The following is a 24,076-nucleotide window of genomic DNA, read 5'->3' on the forward strand; positions in this document are numbered from 1 at the left end:
AAAGCCGTGGCAGAGGCAAATCCATGGACACGACCCGTATCGATAAGCGTATCGGCGTACGCGCGCCGTCGGACCGCATCTGGGAGATCATCACTGATCTCGAGAACTGGCATAGCTGGAATCCCTACGAGACCGGTGTGACCGGCACGGTCGCTTTCGGGGGCTGCATCAGCCTGACCGAAGCCCTTCCCGGCATGGCCGAACGCCAGGTGCAGGCCCGCATCGGGGATTGGCAGCCCCTCGCCCAGCTGGTCTGGGCCGAGAAGCGCGGCTTCATGTTCAACACCATCCGCTACTACGAGATCGAAGAGCTGGAACGCGGCAACTGCATCGTCTCCAACGGCGTGATCTTCAGCGGCCTGCGTGGCGAGCTGTTCCACGACAAGCACCGCAGCAAGATCCGCCAAGCCTACGAAGAGATCGCCGAAGCCTTGCGGCGCGCTGCCGAGAGCTGACCCTTGGGGGGGGATTAACCGCCCTTCATCATGTCCTGGATGTTGATGATCGCGGGCCCCAGAATGACCACGAACAAGACCGGCAGGAAGAAGACGATCATCGGCACGGTCAGCTGAGCCGGCAGGGCCGCGGCCTTCTTCTCGGCGGCGGCCAAGCGCAAGTCGCGATTTTCCTTGGCCATGATCCGCAGGGCGTTGCCCAGGGGCGTGCCATAGGTCTCGGCCTGGGTCATGGCGGTCGCCACAGCCCGAATGCCGGGGTGATTAGTCCGCTTGGCCATGCCGTCATAGGCCATGCGCCGGTCGGGCAGATAGGACAGTTCAGCGGACAACAGGCTCAGTTCTTCGGCCAGCTCAATCGATTGACTGCCGACTTCCTGGCTGACCTTCTGGATAGCCGCCTCGATCGACATCCCGGATTCGACGCAGATCAGCAACAGATCCAGTGAGTCAGGGAAGGCGGCCACGATGGACTGCCGACGCGAGGAAATGCGGTTCTGCACATAGATGTTCGGCGCATAGAACCCAGCCGCCGCAGCGAACACCAGCGCCCCAAGCTTGTGCATCAGGCTGAGGCCAAAATCGTTCAGCAGGAACAGGTAGAGCGCCGTCAACAACATGAAGATGAACGGGGTGGCGAAGCGGAAGAAGTAGAAGGTGGTCAAGGGGCGCGGCCCGCGGAAGCCGGCCTGGGCCATGTTTTCAGCGACCTTGGGGTCTTCCAGCAGGGCGGACAGGTTCAGGCTATCAACGACGCGCTTCTTGAAGCCCTCGTCCGAATGACGCAGCGTCGCCGTGGTCGCCGGACCACCAGCGCCGCTTTTCATCGCCTGGCGCGAACGGCGCTTCAGCTCGTCGCGGCGCTCCGCCACGGCCTTCATCCGCTTGTCCAGGCGTTCGCCGCCCATGAAGGAGCCCAGTAGGGTCAGGATGCTGGCGAAGACGGCGATGCCGACCCCTATGCTCAGCAGGTTCTGCGGGTCGGTGATGAAACGCATGAAGCCGTTCATGACGCGCCCCTCAGAACTTGAACGAAATCATACGCTTCATCATGAAGATGCCGCAGCTCATCCAGATCCCCGCCCCCAACAGCATGACCTGACCACGCATGTCGGTGAACAGCAGCATCATGTAGGCGGGGCTGGAAAGCAGCACCAGGATCATGACGACCGGCGGCAGGGAGCCGATGATGCCCGCTGAAGCGATGGCTTCGGACGACATGGCCTTGATCTTCTCGCCCATCATCCGGCGCGAGCGCAGGACCGTGGTGAGGTTGCCCAGCGCCTCGGCCAGGTTGCCCCCGCTCTTCTGCTGAATCGCGATGACGATGGCGAAGAATTTCAGTTCCGGCACCGGCATCCGCTCGAACATCTTGTCGAGCGCCTCAGAGAGCGTCAGCCCGACCCCCAGCCCTTCGACCAATAGTTGGAACTCCGCAGCCAGCGGCTGAGGGCTTTCGCGGGCGATGATCTTGAAACAGTCATGGACCGGCAGACCGGTCTTGATGCCCCGCACCAGGATGTCGACGGCGTCGGCGAAGGCCAGAGAGAATTTCTTCATCCGCTTCTTGCCCTTCATGCCCACGATCCAGCGCGGCAGACCCAGCCCCATGACGACGCCGATACCCAGCGACAGAAGCGGATTGAGGCCCAGCACAAACGCGACGAGGGCGCCGACGAGGCCGAGAACCACGCTGATGATGATGAAGGTGCGCAGACTGATCGACAGGTCGGCCTGTTTGAGCTTGGCGCTCATGGTCATGCGAGCCTTGCGATCGCGTCGATCGACCTCCTGCAACTGGAGCATGATCTGCTTGCGGCGCGCCTCGGGCGTGTTGACCACGGCGGCGCGCTTGCTGGCCGATTCCGCCCTGGCTGCACCGATGGATTTGGCGCGCTTGACCGCTTGGGCGGAGGTGTCCTCGCCGCTGACCAGAACCCAGCCGACCCCGCCGATGGTGATGAAGGCGAGAAACGCCGCGAGAATGGGAAGCATCAGGCCTACTCCGCCGCGTCCAGGGCTTCGGCCAGTTCGCGCTCCAGACCATAGTAGCGAGCGCGGTCCCAGAAGCGCGGCCGCGCAATGCCGGTCGAACGGTGACGGCCGGTGATCTTGCCGTGCGCGTCCTCGCCGGTGATGTCGTAGACAAACAGGTCCTGGGTCACGATCACGTCGCCTTCCAGACCCAAGACCTCGGTAATGTGGGTGATGCGGCGCGAGCCGTCGCGCAGACGCGCCGCCTGGATGATGACGTCGACTGAACCCACGATCATTTCGCGGATCGTCTTGGACGGCAGACCATAGCCGCCCATGGTGATCATGGACTCCACACGGGCCAGGGCCTCGCGCGGGGAGTTGGCGTGCAGGGTGCCCATCGAGCCGTCGTGGCCGGTGTTCATGGCCTGCAACAGGTCGAACGCCTCCGGCCCCCGGACTTCGCCGACGATGATCCGTTCGGGACGCATCCGCAGACAGTTCTTGATCAGATCGCGCATGGTGATCTGGCCCTGGCCTTCCAGGTTGGGCGGGCGGGTCTCCAGACGGACCACGTGCGGCTGTTGCAGCTGCAGTTCTGCGGCGTCCTCGCAGGTGATGACGCGCTCGGTCGGGTCGATGAAGGCCGTAAGGGTGTTCAGCAAGGTGGTCTTGCCAGAGCCGGTACCACCCGAGATGACCAGGTTGCATCGCGCCGCGCCGATAACGCCCAGGACGCGGGCGCCCTCGGGACTGATGGAGGCGTACTCCACCAGGTTCTTCATCGTCAGCTTGTCTTTCTTGAACTTACGGATCGTCAGCGTCGGGCCGTCGATGGCCAGGGGCGGCGCGATGACGTTGACGCGTGAGCCGTCCGGCAGGCGGGCGTCGCAGATCGGGCTGGATTCATCGACGCGGCGGCCGACCTGGCTGACGATCCGCTGGCAGATGTTCATCAACTGGGTGTTGTCGCGGAAGCGGACGTTGGTCAGTTGGACCTTGCCGTTGACCTCGATGAAGACCCGCCCGGCGCCATTGACCATGATGTCGGCGATGTCGTCGCGCGCCAACAGCGGTTCGAGCGGACCATAGCCGAGGACGTCGTTGACGATATCCTGGACCAGATGTTCCTGCTCGGCGACCGACATGGAGACATTCTTGATCGCCACCAGTTCGGCCACGATGTCGCGAATTTCCTCGGACGCCGCCTTGGTGTCCAGCTGGGCCAGCTGGGACAGGTCGATGGTGTTCATCAAGGCGTTGAAGATCGTCGTCTTCGTGGCGTGATAATAGTCGGACTGTTCGCGGACGATCTCGGCGACCGCCTGGGCCTTCTTCAGTTGCTCCAGACCGGCGGTGGCGCGCGGCCCCTTGGCGGGTCCGCCGGGCGTCGGGGCGGGGGCTTCGGCGCGCGGGCGCGCGGCCAGGGCGTCCAGCCGGTCGGCGGCCTCCGAGGTCGGCGCGGAAACCGCCTCGAGTTCTTCGATCGGAAAGCCGTCAACGGGTTCAAACGCACGCGCCTGGGCCGCCGGCTGCGGCGCCGGGACGGCGACGGGCCGCGGAGCGACCGCGACGCCAGGCTGGGCGGTGCGTTTACCGAACATGGCCTCAGCGCTTCTTGCTGAACAGGGAAGCGAGCAGCGAGCCGCCCTTCTTGGTCGAGCCCCCAGACGCCGCTGAGGTTTTGCCCTTGGCGGGCGCGGTCGGCAGCTCGCGACGCGAGACGATCTGGGCCAGGGTTTCGAAGGCTTCGGCCGCCTTGGTCTTGGCCCCGGCCTCGACAATCATCTGACCATTGTTGGCCGCCGAGCCGAAGACCTTGGCGTCAAAGGGAATGATCAGGCTGGGATGAATGCCCAGGGCGGCGCCGAAGTCCTTGGCCGGGATTTCGGGGCGGCCGGGCACGCCGACCTGGTTCAGCACCAGACGCGGCGGGGCGTCGTTGGGACGCCCCTGCTTGATCAGGTCGATCATGTTCTTGGCGTTGCGCAAGGAGGCCAGGTCCGGCGTCGCCACGATCACCACCTCGTCCGCCGAGATCAGCGTCTTGCGCATCCAGCCCGACCACAGGTGCGGCAGGTCCAGGACGACGAAGGGAGCGGTCGAGCGAATCCGGCTGGTCACCTCCTCGAAGGCCTCGGGCTGGATATCCCAGTCGGCGTCCAGGGTGGCGGGCGCGGCGAACAGGCTCAGCTTGTCGGTGCAGCGGACCATCATCCGGTCCAGCAGGGTGGCGTCCAGACGGTCAGGCTGGCTCAGGGCGTCGGCGACGCCGCCCAGGGGGTCCTGGTTGAAGTCCAATCCAGCGGTGCCGAACGGCAGGTCATAGTCGACGATGACGGTGTTGACGCCGATCCGCTCGCTCATGGCGTAGGCGGTGTTGTGGGCCACAGCCGAGGCCCCGGCCCCGCCGCGCGCGCCGACAAAGGCGATGGAACGGCCGACAAACGGCTGGGCCGGGTCGGCGAACAGGCCGCCTATGGCCGAGATCAGTTGCAAGGGCTGAACCGGCGCGACCAGGTATTCGCTGACGCCGCGCCGCATCAGTTCGCGGAACAGCAGGATGTCGTTAGTGGCGCCGATGATGACGACCTTGGTGCCAGCGTCGCAGACCTCGGCCAGCTGGTCGATTTCAGCCAGCAGGGTCTGGGCGTCCTTCATGCATTCGACGACGATCAGCGGCGGCGTCGGCTCGGACTGATAGGCCTCGATGGCGGCTGCGACGCCGCCGACGCGGATCTGGGTCGTGGCGCGAGACATCCGCCGATCCTGACCGGCACGTTCTGCGGAGGCCAGGGTGTCGTGACGTTCGGCGAAGACATGAACGGCGATCCGCGGGATCGAAACCTCGACTGCACCGCTCGATCCGAGCGCCAGACCCGCGGGCTCGTAGGCCGCCAGAGCGGCGGGCGATGCGACGGGTTCGTCGATCGGCAGAGCGGGGAAGACCTCGTCCATCGCCATCGACACCGAGGCGACGACCGCGGCGGCGGCGGTCTCGGTCTCGGCGACCAGCGCCCCGACCGGGTTGTAGGGCTCATGATCGATCGGCAGCGCGTTCTCGCTGGGCGCGGCCGAAGCGTTTAAGGCCAGCACCTCTGGCTCCGGTGGGAACCCAGATGGTGGTGCGGGCGAGGCGACGGCGTTTATGAACTCGTCGTCCATGTCGAACGTGTCCAGAGCGTCGAAGTCCTGTGCGACGAAGGGCTTGGTCATGTCCATCAATCCACGGCGCGGGCGAGACGAGCCCCGGTCACCAATTCCTCGCGAGCGGCGGCGGTCTGCTCGCCCTTGCCATAGTGGTCGAACACCACCGAGCGACGCTGGGAGTCAGCCGGGGTCATGGCCCGCGGCGCGACGATGTCGCGCGGGTTGGCGATCTGAGCCGCCAGATTGGCGGTCACGGCGCACCCGAAGTTCGAGGCCGACTGGTTGTCGCCGGTGCGGGTCAGGCTGCCCCATTGCCTGCCGCACTGCGGCACGACCGCGCGAAGGGTCTCGAACCCGGCCAGGATCGGCGCGCGCGGATCAGGGGCGGCGTAGCTGACGACGCGGATCATGTTCGCCGGCGCGCCTGCGGCCACCAGCCCGGCCTTGACGTTCCAGGCCGCCTGATTGGCGACCGGATCGTCGCCCGCCGGGGCCTCGACCACCAGAGCGGGCGCGCCTTCGATCGCGAAACGCTGGACAAGATCGGCCAGGGCGGCCTGCTGGTTGGTCGACAGGCCCGTCTCGTGCACCGCCAGAGCAATACGCTCCAGACCCGGCTCGACCTGCAGGCTGTAGCGCGAGGTCGGGGTGAGCGGGGCTTCACCGCCCAGGCTGGCCGGACCACCGACGCAACCCGCCAGAAGCAGGCTGCCAAGCGTCAGCACGGAGGACAGGTTCAGGGTGGATTTTGCGTTTCGGATCATCGCGCTCACTCGATCACATAGCCCACCGGCCCCTGCCATCCGGCGCCCAGTTGGGCGTTCGGGGCTGGCGAGCCATAGGCCTGGTTCAACTGGCCAAAGAAGATGGTTTCGGCGTCCTGAGCGATGCGCAGGCCGTCAGCCGGCGTCTGCATACGATTCGGCGAGGTAGGGCTGACGATATAGGGTTCAACGATCACGACCAGTTCGGTCTCGCCCATCAGATAATCGCGCGAGCGGAACAGCTGGCCCAGCACCGGCAGGTTGGTGGCGCCCGGCAGGGAGTCGATCGTCTGACGCGTCGTTTCCTGCAACAGGCCGGCGATCATCATCGATCCGCCCGAAGGGATTTCGATGGTGTTCTCGCTGCGACGGACCGACAGGCCCGGCAGGCTGATCGCCGACACCGTCCCGGCGCCGATGGTCAGGCCGCCCTGGGGCGTCAGTTCGGACACCTCGACCTTGACCTGCAGCGAGATGCGGCCGGCGGTCAGGACGACCGGGCGGAACGACAAACCCACGCCGTAGGGCTTGTACTCGACCACGATCTGGCCGTCCTTGTCCCGTCCGGCCGGGATCGGGAACTCGCCGCCGGCCAGGAAGCTGGCGGCCTCGCCGTTAACCGAGGTCAGGTTAGGCTCGGCCAGGGTGCGGACCAGACCGACCCGCTCGAAGGCCTTGATCGTGGCGTTGCCCTTGTTCAGCCCGTCCGAGCCAGGGCCGGTGCCGGGCTGGGCGGTGTCCCAGTTGGCCGGATCGCCAGGGGCGCCGCCGTTAACCGTGACCGGACACAGGGTTCCGGCAGGAAAGCCTGGACCGCAAGGCGCCTGCATCTGATAATTCTTCGTCGTGTCGCGCGACACCCCCCCGGTAATTCCGCCGAGGAGCGAGCCGTTGACGCCCCAGGTCGCGGCGTTGCCCAACAGCCACTGGGTGTCGCCGATTCGGCCGATCACCGCCTGGGTGTCGAAGCCCAGTTGCTTGATGGCGCTGCGCTGCACCTCGACCACGCGGACCTTCAGCGTCACCTGATCCGAGCCGGCGACGCTGATCATGTTGAACACCTTCTCCGGGGCCGAGACGAAGGCGCGGGCCACCTGGGCGGCGCGCTGGGCCTCGGCCGGGCTGGCGGCGGTTCCGGTCAGGATGATGCTGTCGTTGACGGCTTCGGCGCGAACGTTCGATCCCGGCGCAACCCGGCTCAGCGTATCCTGAAGCGCGCTGGTGCCCGCGTCCACGCGCACGCGCAAGGCCAGGATGGTGCGGCCGGCCGCATCGAGGAAGACGGCGTCGGTTTCACCCGGCGCAACCCCGATGACGGTGATGCGGCGCGGCGAATGCAGCATGGCCTCGGCCACCTGCGGATTGGACACGATCACGTCGCGCGCATCCGCCGGCAGATCCACGGCGAAGGAGGTGCCGCGCGGCAGGTGGACCAATTGCGTCGCCACACCCGTCGAAACGGCGGCGCGAGTCTGGGCCAGAGGCGCCGAGGCGGTTCCGCCCAGGGCGATCAAGGAGGCGCAGGCCGCCGCAATCAAACGATTCATGCCTGGCTTCCTCATGGGACGGCGACCGCTTCGATCGCGCCTTCGCGATAGACGCGCACCACGCCGCCAGATGCGGGTCCATTTCCTCGGCTCGTCGCGCCCGGGACGCGGCCTGATGGTCCGGCGGTGTCGGCGTAGGAGCGCAGCACCAGGGACAACTCGCCTTCGGACTTGGCCAGGGCCAGGACCTCGGCGTCACGGCCGCTGACCTCGAGCGTAGCAGTGGCGCCGACCACGGCCTGTTCGTTCTCGGCGGCGCGGGTGTTCTGGTCGATGGCCAGGACCTTGACGTTCTGCATCACGGTGGCGGCGACGAACTTGGTCGTCTCGCTTCCTGCGCTGCCGCCGGGCGTCTTGACCTCTCGGGTCAGAAGCACGTCGGCCCGGTCGCCCGGCAGGATGAAGCCGCCGGCGGCGGTCTCGACGGTGACGCGGATCGCCATGGCCCGCATCCCGGGCTCCAGATAGGCGGCCATGTATCCGCCGTCGCCGGCACGAACGATCTTGCGACCAACAATAGGCTCGCCGGCCAGAATGGGTTCACGCACCACGGCGCCGATATAGTCAGCCTTGGCGCCCCCCGTGGCCATGTCCGTCGCGGCGCGGGTCACGCGGGCGGCGGCGCCCTCGGCCTTCTTGGCCATCTCCGCCTTGGCGTCGGCGGGCTTGGCCTCGGCATCGGGGCTCGCGGCGGCGGGAACCGGCACGCTGCCGTCGGTGATGAAGAGGGGATTGAGTTCGTCGACCGGCCAGTCCTTCCAGCTCAGGTCGCCGTCGGTCAGACGGCGACCCGGCTCCAAATCCTTGGCGGCGACCAGCACCTTAGCCATGGGTCGGGCCTCGACGGCGGCGACGGCGACGGCGGTCGGCTCCCCCGACGACCCCATGGCGCGGACCACAAGGGCCAGACCAATGGCCGAAACGGCGGCGATACAGATGACGGCGATCTTGGCGGGCTTCATCGACGGTCTCCGGCAGGCGCGGCGACGTGGATTCGGTTCTTCGCCCTCTGCCGTTAACGACAATGAGGCCCGTCGGTTAACGCGCCCCTAAGCGAGAAGTCAGGCCCTCTACGCGCCCGTGAAAGCTTGGATCAAAGGGCTGGACGGATAGGCCAGCAGAGCGCCGACAGCGATGGCCACGCCATAGGGAATGTCGCCCTTGGGCTGCATCAGCCGCGTCACCCAGCCCGGGGCATTCAAAGCAAAGACCTGAAGCTGGGCGCGCGCCGCCATCAACACCAGACAGAAGCCCCCGCCGACCAGGGCGGTGAAGGCCAGGAAGGGCGCGATGCCGGAAAGACCTAGCCAAAGACTGGCCGCCGCCATCAGCTTGGCGTCGCCGCCGCCGATCCAGCGCAGGGCGAACATCGCCATGCCGGCCAGCAGGGCCGCAAAGGCGACGCCGAAGGCGATAGCCATGCCCATCAGAGGCAGGCCCGTGGCGAAGGCCGCCGGAAAGAACGCCAGGATCAGAAGGCCCGAGATCCAGTTAGGGATCTTCATCGTCGTCAGGTCGTGGAGACCGCCGATGATTACCAGCACAGGCATGACGCCCAAAATAACAAGAGAAATCTCGGCCATGAACATCTGTTTCGCCTATTCGCGTTAAGGCAAGGTTTCAGCCCCCCAGGCAAAAGCCCACCAATACAAAAGGCCGGGACGTCGCCGCCCCGGCCTTCCATGCCGCCACCCAAAGGCGCGAAGAGATTCCGCTTACTGGGTCTTGGTCAGCTCGCCCGAGACCTTGGTGAAGGTGCCTGTCAGGCCAGTCTTCACGGCGGTCAGGGCGCCGATGATAGCTACAGCGATCAGGGCGGCGATCAGGCCGTATTCAATGGCCGTGGCGCCGGATTCGTCGTTGGCGAAGTTCTTGATGAAGTTACGCATGATGATCTTCCTTGTTTGTCTAAGCGAGCAACAGTTTCACCGTAAGGGTCACCGGTTTTGCCCGCTTGACCCCCGTTTGCATGGCGACAATGCGACGACGATCATTAAGAGCGAGTAAAACGACGCATGAGCAGGCAATTTTTTGATGGTTACTCGATTGTTTACTATAGATGCAGGTCAAATCATCCACCTCGGCTTGCCCTTCAGGATTTCTTGATCTTTCGGCACGAGATTTCGCGCCTGGCGCTCGCGCGCGCCCATTCTTCTCAGTCGGAGCCGCCGCCCATGCCCAGGACCTTCAAGAGGCTCGCCGTCAGCGCCATCGCCGCCCTGTTCGCGCTCGGCGGCGCCGTCACTGTCCAGGCCCAGGCCCGACCGCTGAACGTGGAGATCGACCACGCCACCCGCGTGCAGCTACGGGCGCCGGCCGGTTCCGTGATCGTGGCCAATCCCAAGATCGCCGACGTCACCGTGGTCGACGCGACCACCCTGTTCATCACCGGCAAGGGCTACGGCGTGACCGAGATCATCGCCGTCGACGCCCTGGGCCGCCCCCTATTCCAGAGCCAGGTCGTGGTCAGCGCCGGTTCGGCCGGCTCGGTCCGCGTCTGGCGCGGCGCCCAGGCCACGGAAATGGCGTGCGCCTCCAGTTGTTCGCCCAGCGTGCGGGCCGCTCCGGCGCCCTGATCCCGATGGTCCGGCTGTTTTTCCGTCATTCCGAGCAAGGGTCGCGTTTGCGGCGACGGAAACGGGCCCGTGAAGGCTCCACGGCGGTCGAATTCGCCATGATCGCCCTGCCCTTCTTCGTCCTCCTGTTCGGCATTCTGGAAGTTGGGCTTCTGCTCTTGCTAGACGCCGTGGTCGAGACGTCGGTTTCCGATGCCAGCCGGCTGATCCGAACGGGCCAGGCCCAGCAGCAGGCCATGACGCCCCAGCTGATCAAACAGAAGCTCTGCAGCCAGATGAGCGTGTTCGCCGCGGACTGCCCTTCGCGCGCCTACATCGACGTGCGCGTGGTCGACGCCTTCAGCAATCCGGTCGCCCCGGACCCCTTTGCATCCGGCGTGTTTGATTCCTCCAAGCTCGACTTCAAGCCCGGCGGCCCGGGTGATCGCGTGCTGGTGCGAATCTGGTACGAACACCCGATCGTCACCCCCTTCATCAGCCAGGCCTTGTCGCGGACCACGGATCATAAGGTCTGGTTGACGACCTCCCTGGCCTTCCGCAACGAGCCCTACCAATGAGCCGCCGCGTCGCCCTCGGCGTGATCAGACGGTTCGAGCGCGACCGACGCGGCGCCTCGGCCGTCGAGTTCGCGCTGATCGCCCCCGTCATGTTGCTGATCTATTTCGGCCTCGTGGAGATCTGCCAGGGCTATATGGCCAGCCGTCGCGCCAGCCACACCGCCTCCATCGTCGCCGACCTGGTGGCGCAGTCGGACGCGACGACCACCCAGGACCTGACCAGCATCTTCGCCATCGGCGACATGATCATGCGGCCCTTTCCCTCCACGCCCCTGGCTATCCGCGTTTCCAGTGTCACCATGGACGCCAACGGCGTGGCCCGCGTCGACTGGAGCCGAGGCAGCAAGACAACGACCCTGACCGCACGCGGCAAGACCTCCGTCGTCAGCGACTTGCCGCCTGGGCTGATTGACAGGGGCGAAAGCCTGATCCTGGGCGAGACCGAGTTTGAATACACCTCACCCTTCGCCCAGGTGATCAAGACGCCGATCAAATTCACCCGCAGCTACTACCTGAGACCGCGGACCGTAGAGCGGATCACCTGCGCCAACTGCTAGGCGCCGGCCAGAGCTTCCTTCAGCGCCTGGATCTTGGCCTCGGTCTCCTCGCGCTCAGCTCGGGGGTCGCTGTCGGCGACGATGCCCGCCCCGGCCAGGGCGCGGAACCGCCAGCCGGCCTCGTCCCGCTCGAACGACGCGGTACGGATCAGCACCGAGGCCGTCAGCCCGCCATCGCCCGCTAGACCCAGGCCGAACAGCGAGCCGCACCAGGGCCCGCGCGGCGGCTCATGCCCGGCGATGACCTTCATGGCCTGATGCTTGGGAGCGCCGGTGATCGAGCCGGGCGGGAATGTGGCCTCCATAACCTCGGCGGCGCCGACGCCGGGCGCCGCCGTCGCCGTCACGGTCGAGACCAGATGATGCACGGTAGGATGGCTTTCGACCTCGAACAGCCGCTCGACCTTGACCGAGCCGGGCACAGCTCCCCGCGCCAGATCATTGCGCATCAGATCAACGATCATCAGGTTCTCGGCCCGGTCCTTGGCGCTGGCGACCAGGTCGGCGGCCAGTTCCGCGTCGCGCGCCGGGTCGCCGGCGCGCGGCCGCGTGCCCTTGATCGGGCGGGTCTCGATGCGGCCTGTGACCGGATCAAAGGTCAGGAACAGCTCCGGCGAGTTGGACACCAGCGCCCGCTGGCCCAGCCGCCAGAAGGCGCCGTAAGCCGCGCCGCGTTCAGCTGAAAGCCGCGCGAAGACGTCGAACGGATCGCGCCCAGCCGCCAGTCGGCCGCTCCAGCCGCGGGCGATATTGGCCTGAAACAGTTCGCCCGCCCCGATGCGCGCCACGACGTCTGCGACAGCGGCCTCATAGGCTTCAGGCGAGGCCTCGCCGACAAAGGCGGCGGCGGGCGCGGTCGGGATCGACAGCGCGACCGCCTCGGCCCGCCAGCCCGCCGCGCGGCGGCCTTGCGCCTCGGCCTCAATCGCGTTCACACCCCGGCCAACCGCCCGGACCTCGCCCGCCGCATGGTCAAAGGCCAGCAAAGCCGGATAGCGGGCCAGCATCAGGTCGGGCCAGATCTCGTCGCGCGCGCCCGTGGCCGGACGCGCTCCAGCGTCATAGCTCATCAGCCCGACCACGCCGCCGCCCGCGAAACAGAAGTCGCGCAGAGTTTCGAACGGCGCTGCGTCATCAACTGCGCCCACGAACATCCGGTCCGGCTCGCAGGCGACAAAGGACCAGCGCCCGCCATGCGCTGAAGGATCCCCTGCCCCTGCCAGAAGCGCCAAAGCCCCCTCGCGCCGGTTCAGACCGACGGCGACGGCCAGCGGCTCAACCCAATCCAGCCGCGCGATATGGACGACCGGCAGGCTCATGTCGTCAGTCGCCCTCTAATGCGCTCGGCCAGGACGGCGTCCACGCCCAGAGCCTGCTCCAGATACCCTCCTATCGACCCATGCCGCGTCGCAATCTCGGCGAAGGCGCCGTCCAGATAGGCGGGCTCGACGCCAAGGAAGGCGACCACCGCCCCGTGCGAGGCAGGACGCCCCGTCATCTCGGTCAGCTTCCTGGCGATGCCCTCGGCCCGGCCATCCAGATCGACGGCGACATTGGTCAGCAGATAATCGTTGATGAGGTCGTCGCGCGACACGCCCAGCAGGCTGTGGGTCAGGGCCGCCAGCAGGCCGGTACGGTCCTTGCCCGCCGCGCAGTGGAGAAGCACCGGCCCGTCGGTCTCGGCCAAGGCGCGGAAATAGCGGCTGAACAGGTCGACGTGGGCCGCCTCGAACGGCAGACGACGATAGGTGTCGGTCATGAAAGCGCGGCCCGAGGTCTCGTTCAGGTCGGCGGTCTTCAGAAAGGTGATGTGCGGGGCCTCGCCGTCGTCGTCGTGATCGCTCTCGATCAGCTGTCCGGCCCAGTTCGCCGGTCGTCGCGACGGCTGGTCGCGGCGCTCGCTGGGACGGCGCAGGTCGACCACCACAGAGAGGTTCAGCGCCGCCAACTGCGCCAAATCGGCCTCGGTCGCCCGCGCCTGATGGGCCGAGCGATACAGACGCCCGCGCGCGACGCGCATTCCGACCTTGGCCTCGCCTACGGCGTAGTCGCCGTAGTCGCGGAAATTGTCGAGGGCCTGAAACGGCAGAAGACGGTCGCTCATGACCGCCTTCCTTAGCCGGTTTCGAGAAAGTCGCTAGCGGGCGACCAGACTGGACATGGCGTCCAGATAGGCGACGAAGGCGTCGCGGCCCGCCTCGGTCATCGTCGCCCGCGTCAGGGGCTTGCGGGCCTGAAAGCTCTTGGCCACCTCGACGAAGCCCGCCTCTTCCAGCTTGCGCAGGTGAACCGACAGATTGCCGTCCGTGGTCTGCAGCCGGGCCTTCAGCTCATTGAAGTCGGCGGCCCCGACGCCCGAGAGATAGGCCATGATCCCCAGACGCACCCGCCCATGAATGACCTCGTCGATACGGCCGATATCGAAGGCGTCAACCGTATCCCCAGCCGTATCCGAGGCCATCAGATCACCTCCGACGGTTCCTGGCGCACCAGCAGGACGCCGGGAACGAGGGCGAACAGGAAGAGCCCCGCCGCATAGCCCAGCCACATCAGCGGACTGCCGGTCAGCAAGGCGATCAGCGGCGCGGCGATCCAGCAGGCGATGGCCAGCCTCCACTGCCACTTCTGATCGCTCATCGTCGCCGACACCGCCCAGCCCGAGCCGTAGAGAGCGAAGATCAGCGACGGGAAGAGCATGAAGGCGACGTCGCTCTGCATCTTCCAACTGACCACGGACATCGCCAGCGACATGACGAAGATGGCCAGACCGACGCCCATCCAGCCTACGCCGGCCGCGCGGTTGGCCACCGACTGTGCGCCGGGCTTGCGGTCAGTCTGGCGGATCTGCCAGATCAGGATCGCGAAGAAGGCCAACAGAGCCCCACCCCACAGGACGGCGTAGGCGACCGGCGGCACGGCGAGAATTCCGCTGTCGATGCCATAGGCGACGACCGAGGCCAGGCCGAAGATCAGACCGGCGGAAATCAATATCCGACCGCCCAGCAGCGGAGTCTGCCGCCCCTCCTGGGCCAGGGCCTTCATATAGGCGATGTCGTCGTGAACGGACTGAACTTGATCTCGGGTCATGGCGTCTCTCCCTGCCTGTTGGTCGGAAGGTGCGCCAAGAACTTTATGTTGTAAAGTTCTTTTTCTGAGACGAGACGCGCGACGCATTCTAGGCCTTGGCCATGCGCCTCGCCTTTCATCACATCGCCTATCAGCCCCTGGCCGTCTGCAACGCCCTGTCGATGGACCGGCTGGACGCGACCATCAGGCGCGCGGGGCTAAAAGCCGACGCCCCCGTCATGGACATCGGCTGCGCCTATGGCGAGGTGTCGATCCATCTGGCCCGCGCCTTTGACGCCCGCGTCACAGCCGTCGAACTGGACCCGGTCATGGCGGAGGGCGCCGAGGCCCGGATCGCGGCGGCAGGCCTGTCGGACCGCATCACGCTGCGACGTGAGACCTCGGCGGCGGCCCTGGCCGCCTTGCCGCCCTTCGACCTGATCGTGGCCATCGGCTCGACCGAGCCGGCCGGCAAGGGCCTGCGCGAGCCCGCCGCTGTCTTCGCCGCCCTAGCCGAGCACCTGACGCCGGGCGGCGCGCTTCTGTGGGGCGACCTGTTCTGGCAGGACGAGCCGCCCGCCCCCTTGCGCCAACTGGTCGAGACCGGCGGCTATTACGTCGCCCACGAAGCCCTGCAATCGGCGGCGCGCGAGGCAGGGCTGGAGGTCGTCTCCGCCGAGATCAGCGACGAGGCCGAATGGGCGACCTATCGCACAGGCATGGAGACGGCCATCGCCTGCTGGCTGGACGCTTGCCCCGACCACGCCGACGCGCCGTCGCTGGCGGCGACGGCGCACCGCATCAAGATGATGCTCGACTTCGGCGTCGACTACCTCGGCTTCGGCCTCTACCTGTTCCGCAAGGGCTGACGCACATCATCTCTCGCTCCCCTTCATGGGGAGGGTGGCTGAGGGGAAGCGGCAGACGGGTGGGGGCGCTTCGGCCGTTCAAGCGCCGCGCCCGTATCACCACGCCCTCCCCACCCGGTCGCTGACGCCCCCCCCTCCCCATGAAGGGGAGGGAGAAAGCGCGCCCTTCTCTTCCTACCGGAACGGCGGCTCGTCGAAGGCGCGCAGCTTGCGCGAGTGCAGCTTGCCGCCCTCGGCTCGCAGAAGATCAACCGCCTGAATACCGATCTGCAGGTGCTCCGAGATCGAGCCTTCGTAGAAGCGATTGGCCTGACCCGGCAGCTTGATCTCGCCGTGCAGCGGCTTGTCCGAGACGCACAACAGGGTCCCGTAGGGGACGCGGAAGCGATAGCCTTGCGCGGCGATGGTGGCGCTTTCCATGTCGATGGCGACGGCGCGGCTCTGGTTGAAGCGCAGGGCCGACTTGGAATAGCGCAGCTCCCAGTTGCGGTCGTCGGTGGTGACGACGGTGCCGGTGCGCAGCCGCTTCTTGACCTCTTCGCCCGGCGCGCCCGAGACCAGCTTGGTCGCGTCATAGAGGGCGCGCTGCACCTCGGCGATCGACGGGATGGGGATGTCGGCGGGCAGGACCGCGTCCAGCACGTGATCGTCGCGCAGATAGGCGTGGGCCAGGACGTAGTCGCCGATGGTCTGGCTGGCGCGCAGCCCGCCGCAGTGGCCGATCATCATCCAGGCGTGCGGACGGGTGACGGCCAGGTGGTCGCAGATGGTCTTGGCGTTCGACGGGCCGACCCCGATGTTGACCAGGGTGATGCCCTGACCGTCGGCGCGGGTCAGGTGATAGGCGGGCATCTGATGCCGGCGCCAGGCCGCGTCCATGATGGCGCGTTCCGGGTCCGGGGTTTCGCGGTCGATGATCACGCCGCCGGCGCACGACAGGGTCTGATAGACGCTGGTCGGATCGGCCAGCTGGGCGCAGGCCCAACGCACGAACTCATCGACATAGCGGTGATAGTTGGTGAACAGGACATAGGACTGCACGTCCTCGACCGGCGTGCCGGTGTAGTGACGCAGCCGGGCCAGCGAGAAGTCGGTGCGCAGACCGTCGAACTGGGCCAGGGGGAAGTCCTCGCCCGGCGCGAACAGGCCGTCGGAGATCTCGTCGCCGATGTGGGCCAGGTCCGTGGTCGGGAACCAGCGCGCGATGGACGCCGTCATGGTGCTGTCCAGCGCCACGCCGGAACCGTCCAGCACATAGGGGAAGGGGATTTCCTGATCCGAAGGCTCGACCGTGATCGTGGCGCCGTACTCGGCGACCAGCAGGCTCAGCTGCTCCAGCAGGTAGTCGCGATACAGGTCCGGGCGGGTGACGGTCGTCGTATAGACGCCGGTGCGCGACAGGCGGGCGAAGGCCCGTGTCTCAAGGTCCTGGGGACGGTCGCCGAACCAGCTGACGGTCAGTCGCGGATAGGCGAACAGGCCGGCGGCCCGCGCTTCGGGATCGGCGCGCTCGCCGGTCTCGAGGAAGCGCTTCACTGCGGCTCGCAGATTGGCGACGGATTGATTGTAGAGGGTTTCGAGGCGGTCCAGCGCCGCCTGGGGGGTCATCTTGTCTGTCATGACTTCCTCTAGCCGAAAACCGTGACCGTGGCGAGACGGGGGAAACACAAGGACACGACTGTTGACCGCGGGCGGCGGTTGGCGTTCCGCTGTCGCTCAGGAGAACGCCTATGTCCCGACAGCTGATTTCGGTCGCCGCCGCCTTGCTGATGCTGACCGCCGCCCCTGCCCTCGCCGAGGTCAAGTCGGCCACGCCGGGCGGCTTCGAGGTCGGCGGCACGGTCGCGATCGAGGCCCCGCCTGCCCGCGTCTGGGCCGTGCTGACCGCGCCCGACGCCTGGTGGAGCCGCGACCACCGCTGGTTCAAGGCCTCGACCCTGTCGCTGGATCTCGCGCCCGGCGGCTGCTGGTGCGAGCGGGCGGCGGACGGCCGCGTCTCGCGCCATCTGGAGACGGCCCTGGTCGAGCCGGGATCGAAGCTGGTCCTGCGCGGGGGGCTCGGCCCCTTGCAGGGTCAGGGTGCGAGCGGCGGACTGACCTTCGAGATCAAGGCCGAGGGCGAAGGCAGCGTCCTGACCTGGGCCTACATCGTCGGCGGCTACACGCCGGGCGGACTGGAGGCCTGGGCCGCGCCGGTCGACGGCGTCCTGTTGGCGCAACTGGCCAATCTGAAGGCCCGCGCCGAGGCCGATTAGGCCAGTTCGCGGCGGAAGAAGCCGACCACGTCGTCCAGCACCGGCGCCTTCTTCCTGAACAGGGGCGAGAAGGTCGCGATCAGGTCGGCGTGGTCCAACCCGGGATAGAGACGCGCCTCCGACCGCCCGCCCACCGCCTGCATCCGGTCGTTGAGGATGGTGGTGTCCTCGGCGTGGACTACCGTGTCGGCGGTTCCGTGCCCCAGCCACAGCGGCGGGGCATCGGCCCGCGCAAAGGTCACAGGCTGGGTCAGGGTCGGATCGGGCGCCCGGCCAAAGGCCTTCTGCGACGCCGCCACGTCGAACGGCAGGAAGTCATAGGGGCCCGCCAGCCCCGCCGCCGCCCGGATCAGATCGGGCCGATCCACGGCGGCCATGTAGCGGCGATCCAGCGCGATCATCATGGCCAGATGCGCGCCCGCTGAATGCCCCAGCACGCCCAGGCGCCCGGCCTCGCCGCCATAGGTCGCGGCCAGTTCGCCGGCGCGCGCGGTCGCCGCCGCGGCGTCCTCGATGAAGCGGGGGAACCGCACCTGCGGCACCACCCGATAATCCGGCAGGAAGACCACGAAACCGCGCGCGGCCAGGGCCTGCGCCGCCCAGCCATAGACGTCCTTCGACCCCGAATCCCAGCCGCCGCCGTAGAAAAAGACCAGCACCGGCAGGCTGGCGGCGCCCGCAGGCGCATAGACGTCCATCATCTGTCGCGCGTCGTCGCCATAGCGCACGCCCTTGGCCATCCGTCCCGCGCCCCGGTCGCGCGGTCCCAGGGTGTTCAGGGCCGCCAGCGGCGAACAGGCGGCGGCGAAAGCGCCAATCAGCGGTGCGAACAGGCCTCTTCGGGTCATGTCCCACTACGCCCCAGCCCTCGCCCCGGATCAAGGCGAAGCGTCGCCGCACACCCGCCTACATGAAAAAGGGACGCGGCCTTCGCAAGCCGCGCCCCGCTTCGATCCGTCGTCCGGCCCTACTTGGCCAGATACTTGTCCAGCCAGCCGAAGACCTCGTTGTGCCATTGCAGGCTGTTGGCCGGCTTCAGCACCCAGTGGTTCTCGTTGGGGAAGAAAACCAGGCGGCTGTCGATGCCGCGACGCTGCAGGGCGGTGAAGGTGGACAGGCCCTGGGCCGTCGGGATGCGGTAGTCGAGGTCGCCCTGGACCACCAGCATCGGCGTCTTCCAGTTCTGCACGTGGTTGGCCGGGTTGAACTTCTGATAGCCCTCCGGGTTTTCCCACGGCGTGCCGCCGTATTCCCACTCGGTGAACCACAGCTCCTCGGTCGAATAGCCCATGCCGAAGGTGTCGAAGACGCCGTCATGGTTGACTAGGCACTTGAAGGCGTCCGACCAGTTGCCGGCGATCCAGTTGATCATGTAGCCGCCGTACGATGCGCCGAGCGCACAGGCGTTTTGGCCGTCGAGGAAGCTGTACTTCTCCTGAGCCGCAGCCCAGCCTTTTTGCAGGTCTTCCAGCGGGCGGTCGCCCCAGTGCTGGCTGATGGCGTCGGTGAACTCCTGGCCGTAGCCGGTCGAACCGTGGAAATCGATCATCACCACCGCATAGCCGGCGCCCGCATAGGTCTCGGGGTTCCAGCGGTAGGACCAGGAGTTGCCGAACGAACCCTGCGGTCCGCCGTGGATCAGGAAGGCGACCGGATACTTCTGACCCTCGACATAGTTGGCCGGCTTGATGACGAAGCCGTGCACCGTCTCATTGTTCCAGCCGGGGAAGCTGAACTGCTCGAACGCGCCAAAGGCCTTGTTCGCCAGTTGCGGGTTCACATTGGTCAGGCGACGCGGCATCTCGCGCCCGCGCCAGGTCTTGAAATAGAGGTCGGCCGGCGAGGTGAGGGTGTCGACCGACATGACGAAGCCCGCGGGCGTCTGGCCGAAGGCGCCGACGTGGCCTTCGCCGGTCAGGGGCATGACCGAGCCGTTGCGCGCATCGATGGCGAACAGGCGGGTCTGACCGACGTCGCCGGCCGTGGTGTAGAGGGTCTTGCCATCCGCCGACCATTGCAGGCCGTCGGCCGAACGGTCCCAGTTGGCCGCGATCTGGCGCGTCTGACCGGTGGCCATGTCACGCAGGAAGATCGAGAACTTGTCGGCCTCGAAGCCCGGACGGGCCATGGCGCGATAGGCCAGGGTCTGGCCGTCCGGCGAGAAGACCGGGCCGGTGTCCCAGGCCGGATTGGCCTCGGTCAGATTGGTCAGCTGGCCGGGCGCCGAAACCGCCACGCTGTAGAGGTCAAAGTCCGTGCTCCAAGGCTCGCTCTTGCCCGCTTCGCGCGCAGAGAAGACCAGGGACTGGCCGTCGGGAGCGAAGACGAACTCGCTCTCGTCGCCGAACGGCTTGGAGGGGGTGTCGCCGTCAAAGCCCTTGGTGACCCAGACCGGGTCGCCGCCAGCCTTGCCGTCCGCGCCGATGGTCTGGACGAAGAGGTGGTTCTGGGTGTGGTCGCTCCAGGTGTCCCAGTGACGCACGAACATGCGGTCATAGACCTGACCGGTCGACTTGACCTCGGCGGCGGCCTTGCTGCGCGCGACCGAGGCGTTCAGGTCGGGCGCCTCGGGATAGACGGCCAGGGACACGGCGACCGCGTCGCCCGCGGCGTTGATGCGATAGGCGTTGACGTCGGTCGGCAGGCTGGTGACCTGGGTCGCCGTCGCGCCCTTGTCGCCCGACACCCAGACCTGGCTCGAGCCCGAACGGCCCGACAGGAAGTAGAGCTTGCCGTCGGCGCCCCAGCGCGCGGTGTTGGCGCCGCCCTCGGAAATGGCCAGCTTCTGGGCCTCGCCCTCGCCCTTCAGGCTCAGGATATAGAGGGCGCTGGAGCGCTTGTTGGCCGCCACGTCCGTCTGCGTCAGCGAATAGACCACCCAGTCGCCGTCCGGCGACACCTGGGGATCGCCCAGGCGGTTGGCCGAGATCATGTCCTGATAGGTGAAGGCGTTGGACGCCGCCGGCGCAACAGCAGCGGCGGGCGCGGGCGCCTCGGCCAGGGCCGGCAGGGCCGAGGCCGTCAGCAGGGCGACGGCGCTGAGGCCGCTCAGAAGGTGGGGCAGATGACGCATGGGCGATGATCCTCTCGGGCTTCGCGAAATTCTTGGCCGCAGGCGTAGCACCGGCGACGCTGGCGTCAAACCCGCGAGGGATGGCCACGACCGCTTGCCGCCGTCGCCGGGACCGGCGACAAGCAGGGGCATGAGTCCTGCTTCCCCTCATATCGTCGATGTGCTGATCGCCGAGCGCGCGCCGCGCCTGACGCGGTCGCCTGCCTGGCCGTTGGTCCGCCCCGCCCTCTACGGCCTGCTGGACTACGCCAAGGCCCGGCGCATGGCCGACGCCATCGGCCCGATGGGCGGGCGTCAGGCGCTGGACTATGTCTCCGACCTGCTGGCGCTGACGGTCCAGTCGCAGAACCTGAACCGCTTGCCGGCCACGGGCCGCTGCCTGGTCATCTGCAACCACCCGACCGGCATCGCCGACGGCCTGGCCGTGCACGACGCCCTGCGCACCGTACGGAACGACCTGATCTACTTCGCCAACGCCGACGCCCTGCGGGTGTCGCCCCGCCTGGCGGAAACCGTGGTCCCGGTCGAGTGGGTCACGGCCAAGCGCACCCGCGAAAAGACCCGCGCCACGCTGCAATCGGCAAAAGACGCCTTCGAGGCCGAACGCTGCGTCGTCATGTTCCCCGCCGGACGCCTGGCCCGCGTCGACGATCAAGGCCGCCTGACCGATCCCGAATGGGCTGCGACCGCCGCCTCCCTGGCGCGCAAGTACGCGGCCCCCGTGGTCCCGATCCATGTCGCCGGGCCGACCAGCCGCCTGTTCCACCTGTTCGACCGCTTCTCCCAGGAACTGCGCGACATCACCCTCTTCCACGAACTGCTGAACAAGCAGGGGCGCGCCTTCGACCTCAGCGTCGGCCATCCGATTCCGTCCGAACGGCTCGACATCGACGCCGCCCGCGCCACCGAGGCGCTGAAGACCTTTGTCGAGCGCGTGCTCGCAACCGACCCCGACGCGGTGTTCGCATGACCACCTTTGAATTGCCCGACGCCGAGGCCACCACCCGCCTGGGTCAGGCCATCGCCCCCCTGCTGGAGCCCGGCGAATCCGTCCTGCTTTACGGCCCGCTCGGCATGGGCAAGTCGACCTTGGCGCGCGGCCTGATCCGCGCCCTGACCTCGCCCGACGAAGACGTGCCCAGCCCCACCTTCACCCTGGTCCAGTTCTACGAAAGCGATCCGCCCGTCGCCCACTTCGACCTCTACCGCCTGACCCGCCCCGAAGAAGCCTTCGAGATCGGTCTGGACGAAGCCCTGGATGAGGGCTGCGCCCTGATCGAATGGCCCGAACGTCTGGGCGAGGACCCCGGCCAAATGCTCGGCCCCGACCGACTGACGATCACCATCGCCGAAGACGGCGAGGGCCGCCTTGCGACCGTATCTGGCGCAGGGGCGTGGGAAGCGAAACTGAAGGAAGTCCATGTCTGACCGCGAAGCCCTCAGTCTCGATTTTCTGCGCTCGGCCGGTCTGGCCGAGGCCGTCCGCGCGCCCCTGCCCGGCGACGCCTCGACGCGCCGCTACGAGCGCCTGACCACGGCCTCGGGCGCGACCCTGATGCTGATGGATCAGGCCCCCGCCGCCGAGAGCCAGCCTTGCGATCCGTCCTGGACGCCTGAACAGCGCCACGCCCACGGCTGGAACGCCGTCGCCCGCCTGTCCGCCGGCCGCATCGAGGCCTTCGTCGCCGTCGCCGCCCACCTGAAGTCGCTGGGCCTGTCCGCGCCCGAAATCGTCGCCGTCGACGCCCCCAACGGCCTAGCCGTGATCGAGGATTTCGGCGACGCCCTGTTCGCGAACGTGATTTCTGAAGGCGCCGAGGAATCCCCCCTCTATCGCGCCGCTGTCGAGGCCCTGGCTGTCCTGCACGCCGCTCCGACGCCGGATATCCTGACCGGCGCGGCGGGCGACTGGCCCCTGTTGACCTATGACCAGACGGCTTTGCAGGGCGGGGCCGACCTGTTTGTCGAATGGCTGCCGAAACTGATCCCTTCGCTGGCCTTCAATGACGACGCCGTCGCCGAATGGCGCGCCGTCTGGGCCCCGATCACGGCGGCGGGTGAGGCGGGCGCGACCGTCATGGCCCACCGCGACTATCACGCCGAGAACCTGATCCGGCTGGACGGCAAGACCGGCGCCGCCTCGGTCGGTCTGATCGACTTCCAGGACGCGGTGAAGGCCCACCCGTCGTGGGACCTCCACTCCCTGTTGCAGGACGCCCGCCGCGACGTCTCGCCCGAGCTGGAAGACCTGGCGCTCGACCACTATTTCGCCCTGCGTCCCGAGATCGACCGCGAGGCCTTCATGGCGGCCTACGCCGGTCTGGCGGCTCTGAACGAGGCGCGCATCCTCGGCATCTTCGCCCGCCTGATCGCCCGCGACGCCAAGCCCAAATACGCCGCCTTCATGCCCCGCATGTGGGCCCACCTGAACGCCAACCTGAAGGCGCCCGGCCTCGAAGCCGTCGCCGGCTGGATGGACCGCCATGTGCCGGAGGATGTGCATCGATGACCGCTCCCAGCAACGCCCCGAAGACCGCCATGGTCCTCGCCGCCGGGCTCGGCACGCGGATGCGCCCCCTGACCAACGACCGCCCCAAGGCCCTGGTCGAGGTCGGCGGCCGCGCCCTGATCGACCACGTCCTCGACCGGCTGGCCGAGGCCGGTGTCGAGAAGGCCGCGGTCAACGTCCACTGGTTCGCAGACCGGCTGGAGGGCCACCTCAAATCCCGCACCCGTCCCGCCATCGTCATCTCCGACGAGCGCGCCGAACTGCTGGAAACCGGCGGCGGGCTGAAGAAGGCCCGACCCCTGCTGGGCGACGATCCCGTCTTCGTGGCCAACATCGACAGCGTCTGGATCGACCGGGACGACGCGCTCGGCGACCTGATCCGCCTGTGGGACCCCGAGCGCATGGACGCCGCCCTGCTGCTAGCCCGGCGCGAAGGCTCGATTGGTTTCGAGGGCGGCGGCGACTTCTTCCTCGGCGATGACGGCGCCCTGACCTTCCGGGGCGAGGCCCCATCCGCCCCCTTCGCCTATATGGGCGTCCACATCACCCGCCCCGACTACGCCGACGCCGGTCCCGACGGCCCCTTCTCGCTCAGCCCCCTGTGGCGCGCCTCCGCCGCCCAAGGCCGCCTGTTCGGCTGCGTGCTGGACGGCGACTGGATGCACGTCGGCGACCCTCAGGCCCGCGACGAGGCCGAAGCCCGACTGAAAGACGAGAACTGACC

Annotated in this window: 26 protein-coding genes; 10 read left to right on the forward strand and 16 right to left on the reverse strand. The window is 67.4% G+C overall.

Annotated elements, in window-relative coordinates:
- The first annotated feature begins 23 nt into the window (after positions 1-23).
- Positions 24-455 (forward strand): SRPBCC domain-containing protein, encoded by a 432-nt coding sequence (locus tag HNP51_RS11720; protein WP_184269287.1) that lies wholly within the window; start codon positions 24-26, stop codon positions 453-455.
- A gap of 14 nt (positions 456-469) precedes the next feature.
- Here the strand turns inward: HNP51_RS11720 and HNP51_RS11725 are convergent, their stop codons facing one another.
- The 9 genes from HNP51_RS11725 to HNP51_RS11765 form a co-directional block, all read right to left on the reverse strand.
- Entirely contained in the window at positions 470-1,453 is a 984-nt protein-coding gene (locus HNP51_RS11725; protein WP_409360112.1) for a type II secretion system F family protein, read from the reverse strand.
- Between the two features lie 22 nt (positions 1,454-1,475).
- Entirely contained in the window at positions 1,476-2,450 is a 975-nt protein-coding gene (locus tag HNP51_RS11730) for a type II secretion system F family protein (RefSeq protein ID WP_184269282.1), read from the reverse strand.
- Positions 2,451-2,455: 5 nt separating this feature from the next.
- Positions 2,456-4,033, reverse strand: coding sequence for a CpaF family protein (locus HNP51_RS11735; RefSeq protein ID WP_184269280.1), 1,578 nt, complete (start codon positions 4,031-4,033; stop codon positions 2,456-2,458).
- A 4-nt stretch (positions 4,034-4,037) separates the two neighbouring features.
- Positions 4,038-5,645 (reverse strand): AAA family ATPase, encoded by a 1,608-nt coding sequence (locus HNP51_RS11740; protein WP_184269278.1) that lies wholly within the window; start codon positions 5,643-5,645, stop codon positions 4,038-4,040.
- A gap of 5 nt (positions 5,646-5,650) precedes the next feature.
- Positions 5,651-6,343, reverse strand: coding sequence for a CpaD family pilus assembly protein (locus HNP51_RS11745; protein ID WP_184269276.1), 693 nt, complete (start codon positions 6,341-6,343; stop codon positions 5,651-5,653).
- Positions 6,344-6,348: 5 nt separating this feature from the next.
- Entirely contained in the window at positions 6,349-7,890 is a 1,542-nt protein-coding gene (locus tag HNP51_RS11750; protein ID WP_409360111.1) for a type II and III secretion system protein family protein, read from the reverse strand.
- Between the two features lie 11 nt (positions 7,891-7,901).
- Positions 7,902-8,852: a Flp pilus assembly protein CpaB gene (gene cpaB / locus HNP51_RS11755; RefSeq protein ID WP_184269272.1), complete on the reverse strand. Its 951-nt coding sequence runs from the start codon at positions 8,850-8,852 to the stop codon at positions 7,902-7,904.
- Positions 8,853-8,960: 108 nt separating this feature from the next.
- Positions 8,961-9,473 (reverse strand): prepilin peptidase, encoded by a 513-nt coding sequence (locus HNP51_RS11760; RefSeq protein ID WP_184269270.1) that lies wholly within the window; start codon positions 9,471-9,473, stop codon positions 8,961-8,963.
- 132 nt (positions 9,474-9,605) lie between these two features.
- The gene (locus tag HNP51_RS11765; RefSeq protein ID WP_184269268.1) at positions 9,606-9,779 is read right to left on the reverse strand and encodes a Flp family type IVb pilin; all 174 of its coding nucleotides are present in this window, start codon (positions 9,777-9,779) and stop codon (positions 9,606-9,608) included.
- 285 nt (positions 9,780-10,064) lie between these two features.
- Between HNP51_RS11765 and HNP51_RS11770 the strand changes: the two genes are divergently transcribed.
- The 3 genes from HNP51_RS11770 to HNP51_RS11780 are packed head-to-tail and all read left to right on the forward strand — an operon-like array spanning position 10,065 to position 11,580.
- On the forward strand, positions 10,065-10,466 hold the full coding sequence (locus HNP51_RS11770; protein ID WP_184269266.1) for a pilus assembly protein N-terminal domain-containing protein: 402 nt from the start codon (positions 10,065-10,067) through the stop codon (positions 10,464-10,466).
- Complete coding sequence (locus tag HNP51_RS11775) at positions 10,418-11,023, forward strand: TadE/TadG family type IV pilus assembly protein (protein WP_311769922.1); 606 nt, start codon at positions 10,418-10,420, stop codon at positions 11,021-11,023. The genes HNP51_RS11770 and HNP51_RS11775 overlap by 49 nt, the downstream gene beginning before the upstream one ends.
- A complete protein-coding gene (locus HNP51_RS11780) occupies positions 11,020-11,580 on the forward strand; it encodes a TadE/TadG family type IV pilus assembly protein (protein ID WP_184269265.1) in 561 nt (186 codons plus the stop codon). The genes HNP51_RS11775 and HNP51_RS11780 overlap by 4 nt, the downstream gene beginning before the upstream one ends.
- On the opposite strand, the gene HNP51_RS11785 is transcribed toward HNP51_RS11780, so the two are convergent.
- From HNP51_RS11785 to HNP51_RS11800, 4 genes are read right to left on the reverse strand one after another with little or no spacing between them, the layout of a single operon-like run.
- Positions 11,577-12,899, reverse strand: coding sequence for an anthranilate synthase component I family protein (locus tag HNP51_RS11785; RefSeq protein ID WP_184269262.1), 1,323 nt, complete (start codon positions 12,897-12,899; stop codon positions 11,577-11,579). The two genes, HNP51_RS11780 and HNP51_RS11785, sit on opposite strands and share 4 nt — an antisense overlap.
- Complete coding sequence (locus tag HNP51_RS11790) at positions 12,896-13,684, reverse strand: tyrosine-protein phosphatase (protein WP_184269260.1); 789 nt, start codon at positions 13,682-13,684, stop codon at positions 12,896-12,898. The genes HNP51_RS11785 and HNP51_RS11790 overlap by 4 nt, the downstream gene beginning before the upstream one ends.
- 33 nt (positions 13,685-13,717) lie before the next feature.
- The gene (locus tag HNP51_RS11795) at positions 13,718-14,041 is read right to left on the reverse strand and encodes a transcriptional regulator (RefSeq protein ID WP_184269258.1); all 324 of its coding nucleotides are present in this window, start codon (positions 14,039-14,041) and stop codon (positions 13,718-13,720) included.
- Positions 14,041-14,667: a hypothetical protein gene (locus HNP51_RS11800; RefSeq protein ID WP_184269256.1), complete on the reverse strand. Its 627-nt coding sequence runs from the start codon at positions 14,665-14,667 to the stop codon at positions 14,041-14,043. Before HNP51_RS11800 ends, HNP51_RS11795 begins: the two co-directional genes overlap by 1 nt.
- Positions 14,668-14,768: 101 nt before the next feature.
- On the opposite strand from HNP51_RS11800, the gene HNP51_RS11805 reads away from it, so the two are divergent.
- Positions 14,769-15,515 (forward strand): cyclopropane-fatty-acyl-phospholipid synthase family protein, encoded by a 747-nt coding sequence (locus HNP51_RS11805; RefSeq protein WP_184269254.1) that lies wholly within the window; start codon positions 14,769-14,771, stop codon positions 15,513-15,515.
- Between the two features lie 174 nt (positions 15,516-15,689).
- On the opposite strand, the gene HNP51_RS11810 is transcribed toward HNP51_RS11805, so the two are convergent.
- On the reverse strand, positions 15,690-17,135 hold the full coding sequence (locus HNP51_RS11810; protein ID WP_184269252.1) for an AMP nucleosidase: 1,446 nt from the start codon (positions 17,133-17,135) through the stop codon (positions 15,690-15,692).
- Between the two features lie 110 nt (positions 17,136-17,245).
- Here HNP51_RS11810 and HNP51_RS11815 point away from each other — a divergent pair, with 110 nt between their 5' ends.
- On the forward strand, positions 17,246-17,770 hold the full coding sequence (locus tag HNP51_RS11815; protein WP_184269250.1) for an SRPBCC family protein: 525 nt from the start codon (positions 17,246-17,248) through the stop codon (positions 17,768-17,770).
- On the opposite strand, the gene HNP51_RS11820 is transcribed toward HNP51_RS11815, so the two are convergent.
- Positions 17,767-18,618, reverse strand: a complete 852-nt coding sequence (locus HNP51_RS11820) for an alpha/beta hydrolase (protein ID WP_184269248.1) — start codon at positions 18,616-18,618, stop codon at positions 17,767-17,769. The genes HNP51_RS11815 and HNP51_RS11820 overlap by 4 nt on opposite strands.
- A 119-nt stretch (positions 18,619-18,737) precedes the next feature.
- Complete coding sequence (locus HNP51_RS11825; RefSeq protein ID WP_184269246.1) at positions 18,738-20,843, reverse strand: S9 family peptidase; 2,106 nt, start codon at positions 20,841-20,843, stop codon at positions 18,738-18,740.
- Positions 20,844-20,973: 130 nt separating this feature from the next.
- Here HNP51_RS11825 and HNP51_RS11830 point away from each other — a divergent pair, with 130 nt between their 5' ends.
- Genes HNP51_RS11830 through murU form a run of 4 tightly spaced genes read left to right on the forward strand, consistent with a single transcriptional unit; the run spans position 20,974 to position 24,074 of the window.
- The gene (locus tag HNP51_RS11830; protein WP_184269244.1) at positions 20,974-21,813 is read left to right on the forward strand and encodes a GNAT family N-acetyltransferase; all 840 of its coding nucleotides are present in this window, start codon (positions 20,974-20,976) and stop codon (positions 21,811-21,813) included.
- The gene (gene tsaE / locus HNP51_RS11835) at positions 21,810-22,271 is read left to right on the forward strand and encodes a tRNA (adenosine(37)-N6)-threonylcarbamoyltransferase complex ATPase subunit type 1 TsaE (RefSeq protein WP_184269242.1); all 462 of its coding nucleotides are present in this window, start codon (positions 21,810-21,812) and stop codon (positions 22,269-22,271) included. The genes HNP51_RS11830 and tsaE overlap by 4 nt, the downstream gene beginning before the upstream one ends.
- A complete protein-coding gene (gene amgK / locus HNP51_RS11840) occupies positions 22,264-23,352 on the forward strand; it encodes an N-acetylmuramate/N-acetylglucosamine kinase AmgK (protein WP_184269240.1) in 1,089 nt (362 codons plus the stop codon). Before tsaE ends, amgK begins: the two co-directional genes overlap by 8 nt.
- A gap of 29 nt (positions 23,353-23,381) precedes the next feature.
- Positions 23,382-24,074: an N-acetylmuramate alpha-1-phosphate uridylyltransferase MurU gene (gene murU / locus HNP51_RS11845; protein WP_184270477.1), complete on the forward strand. Its 693-nt coding sequence runs from the start codon at positions 23,382-23,384 to the stop codon at positions 24,072-24,074.
- Positions 24,075-24,076: the final 2 nt, after the last annotated feature.

The sequence above is a fragment of the Brevundimonas bullata genome, from assembly GCF_014207965.1.
In the GTDB taxonomy this organism is placed as follows: Bacteria; Pseudomonadota; Alphaproteobacteria; order Caulobacterales; family Caulobacteraceae; genus Brevundimonas; species Brevundimonas bullata_A.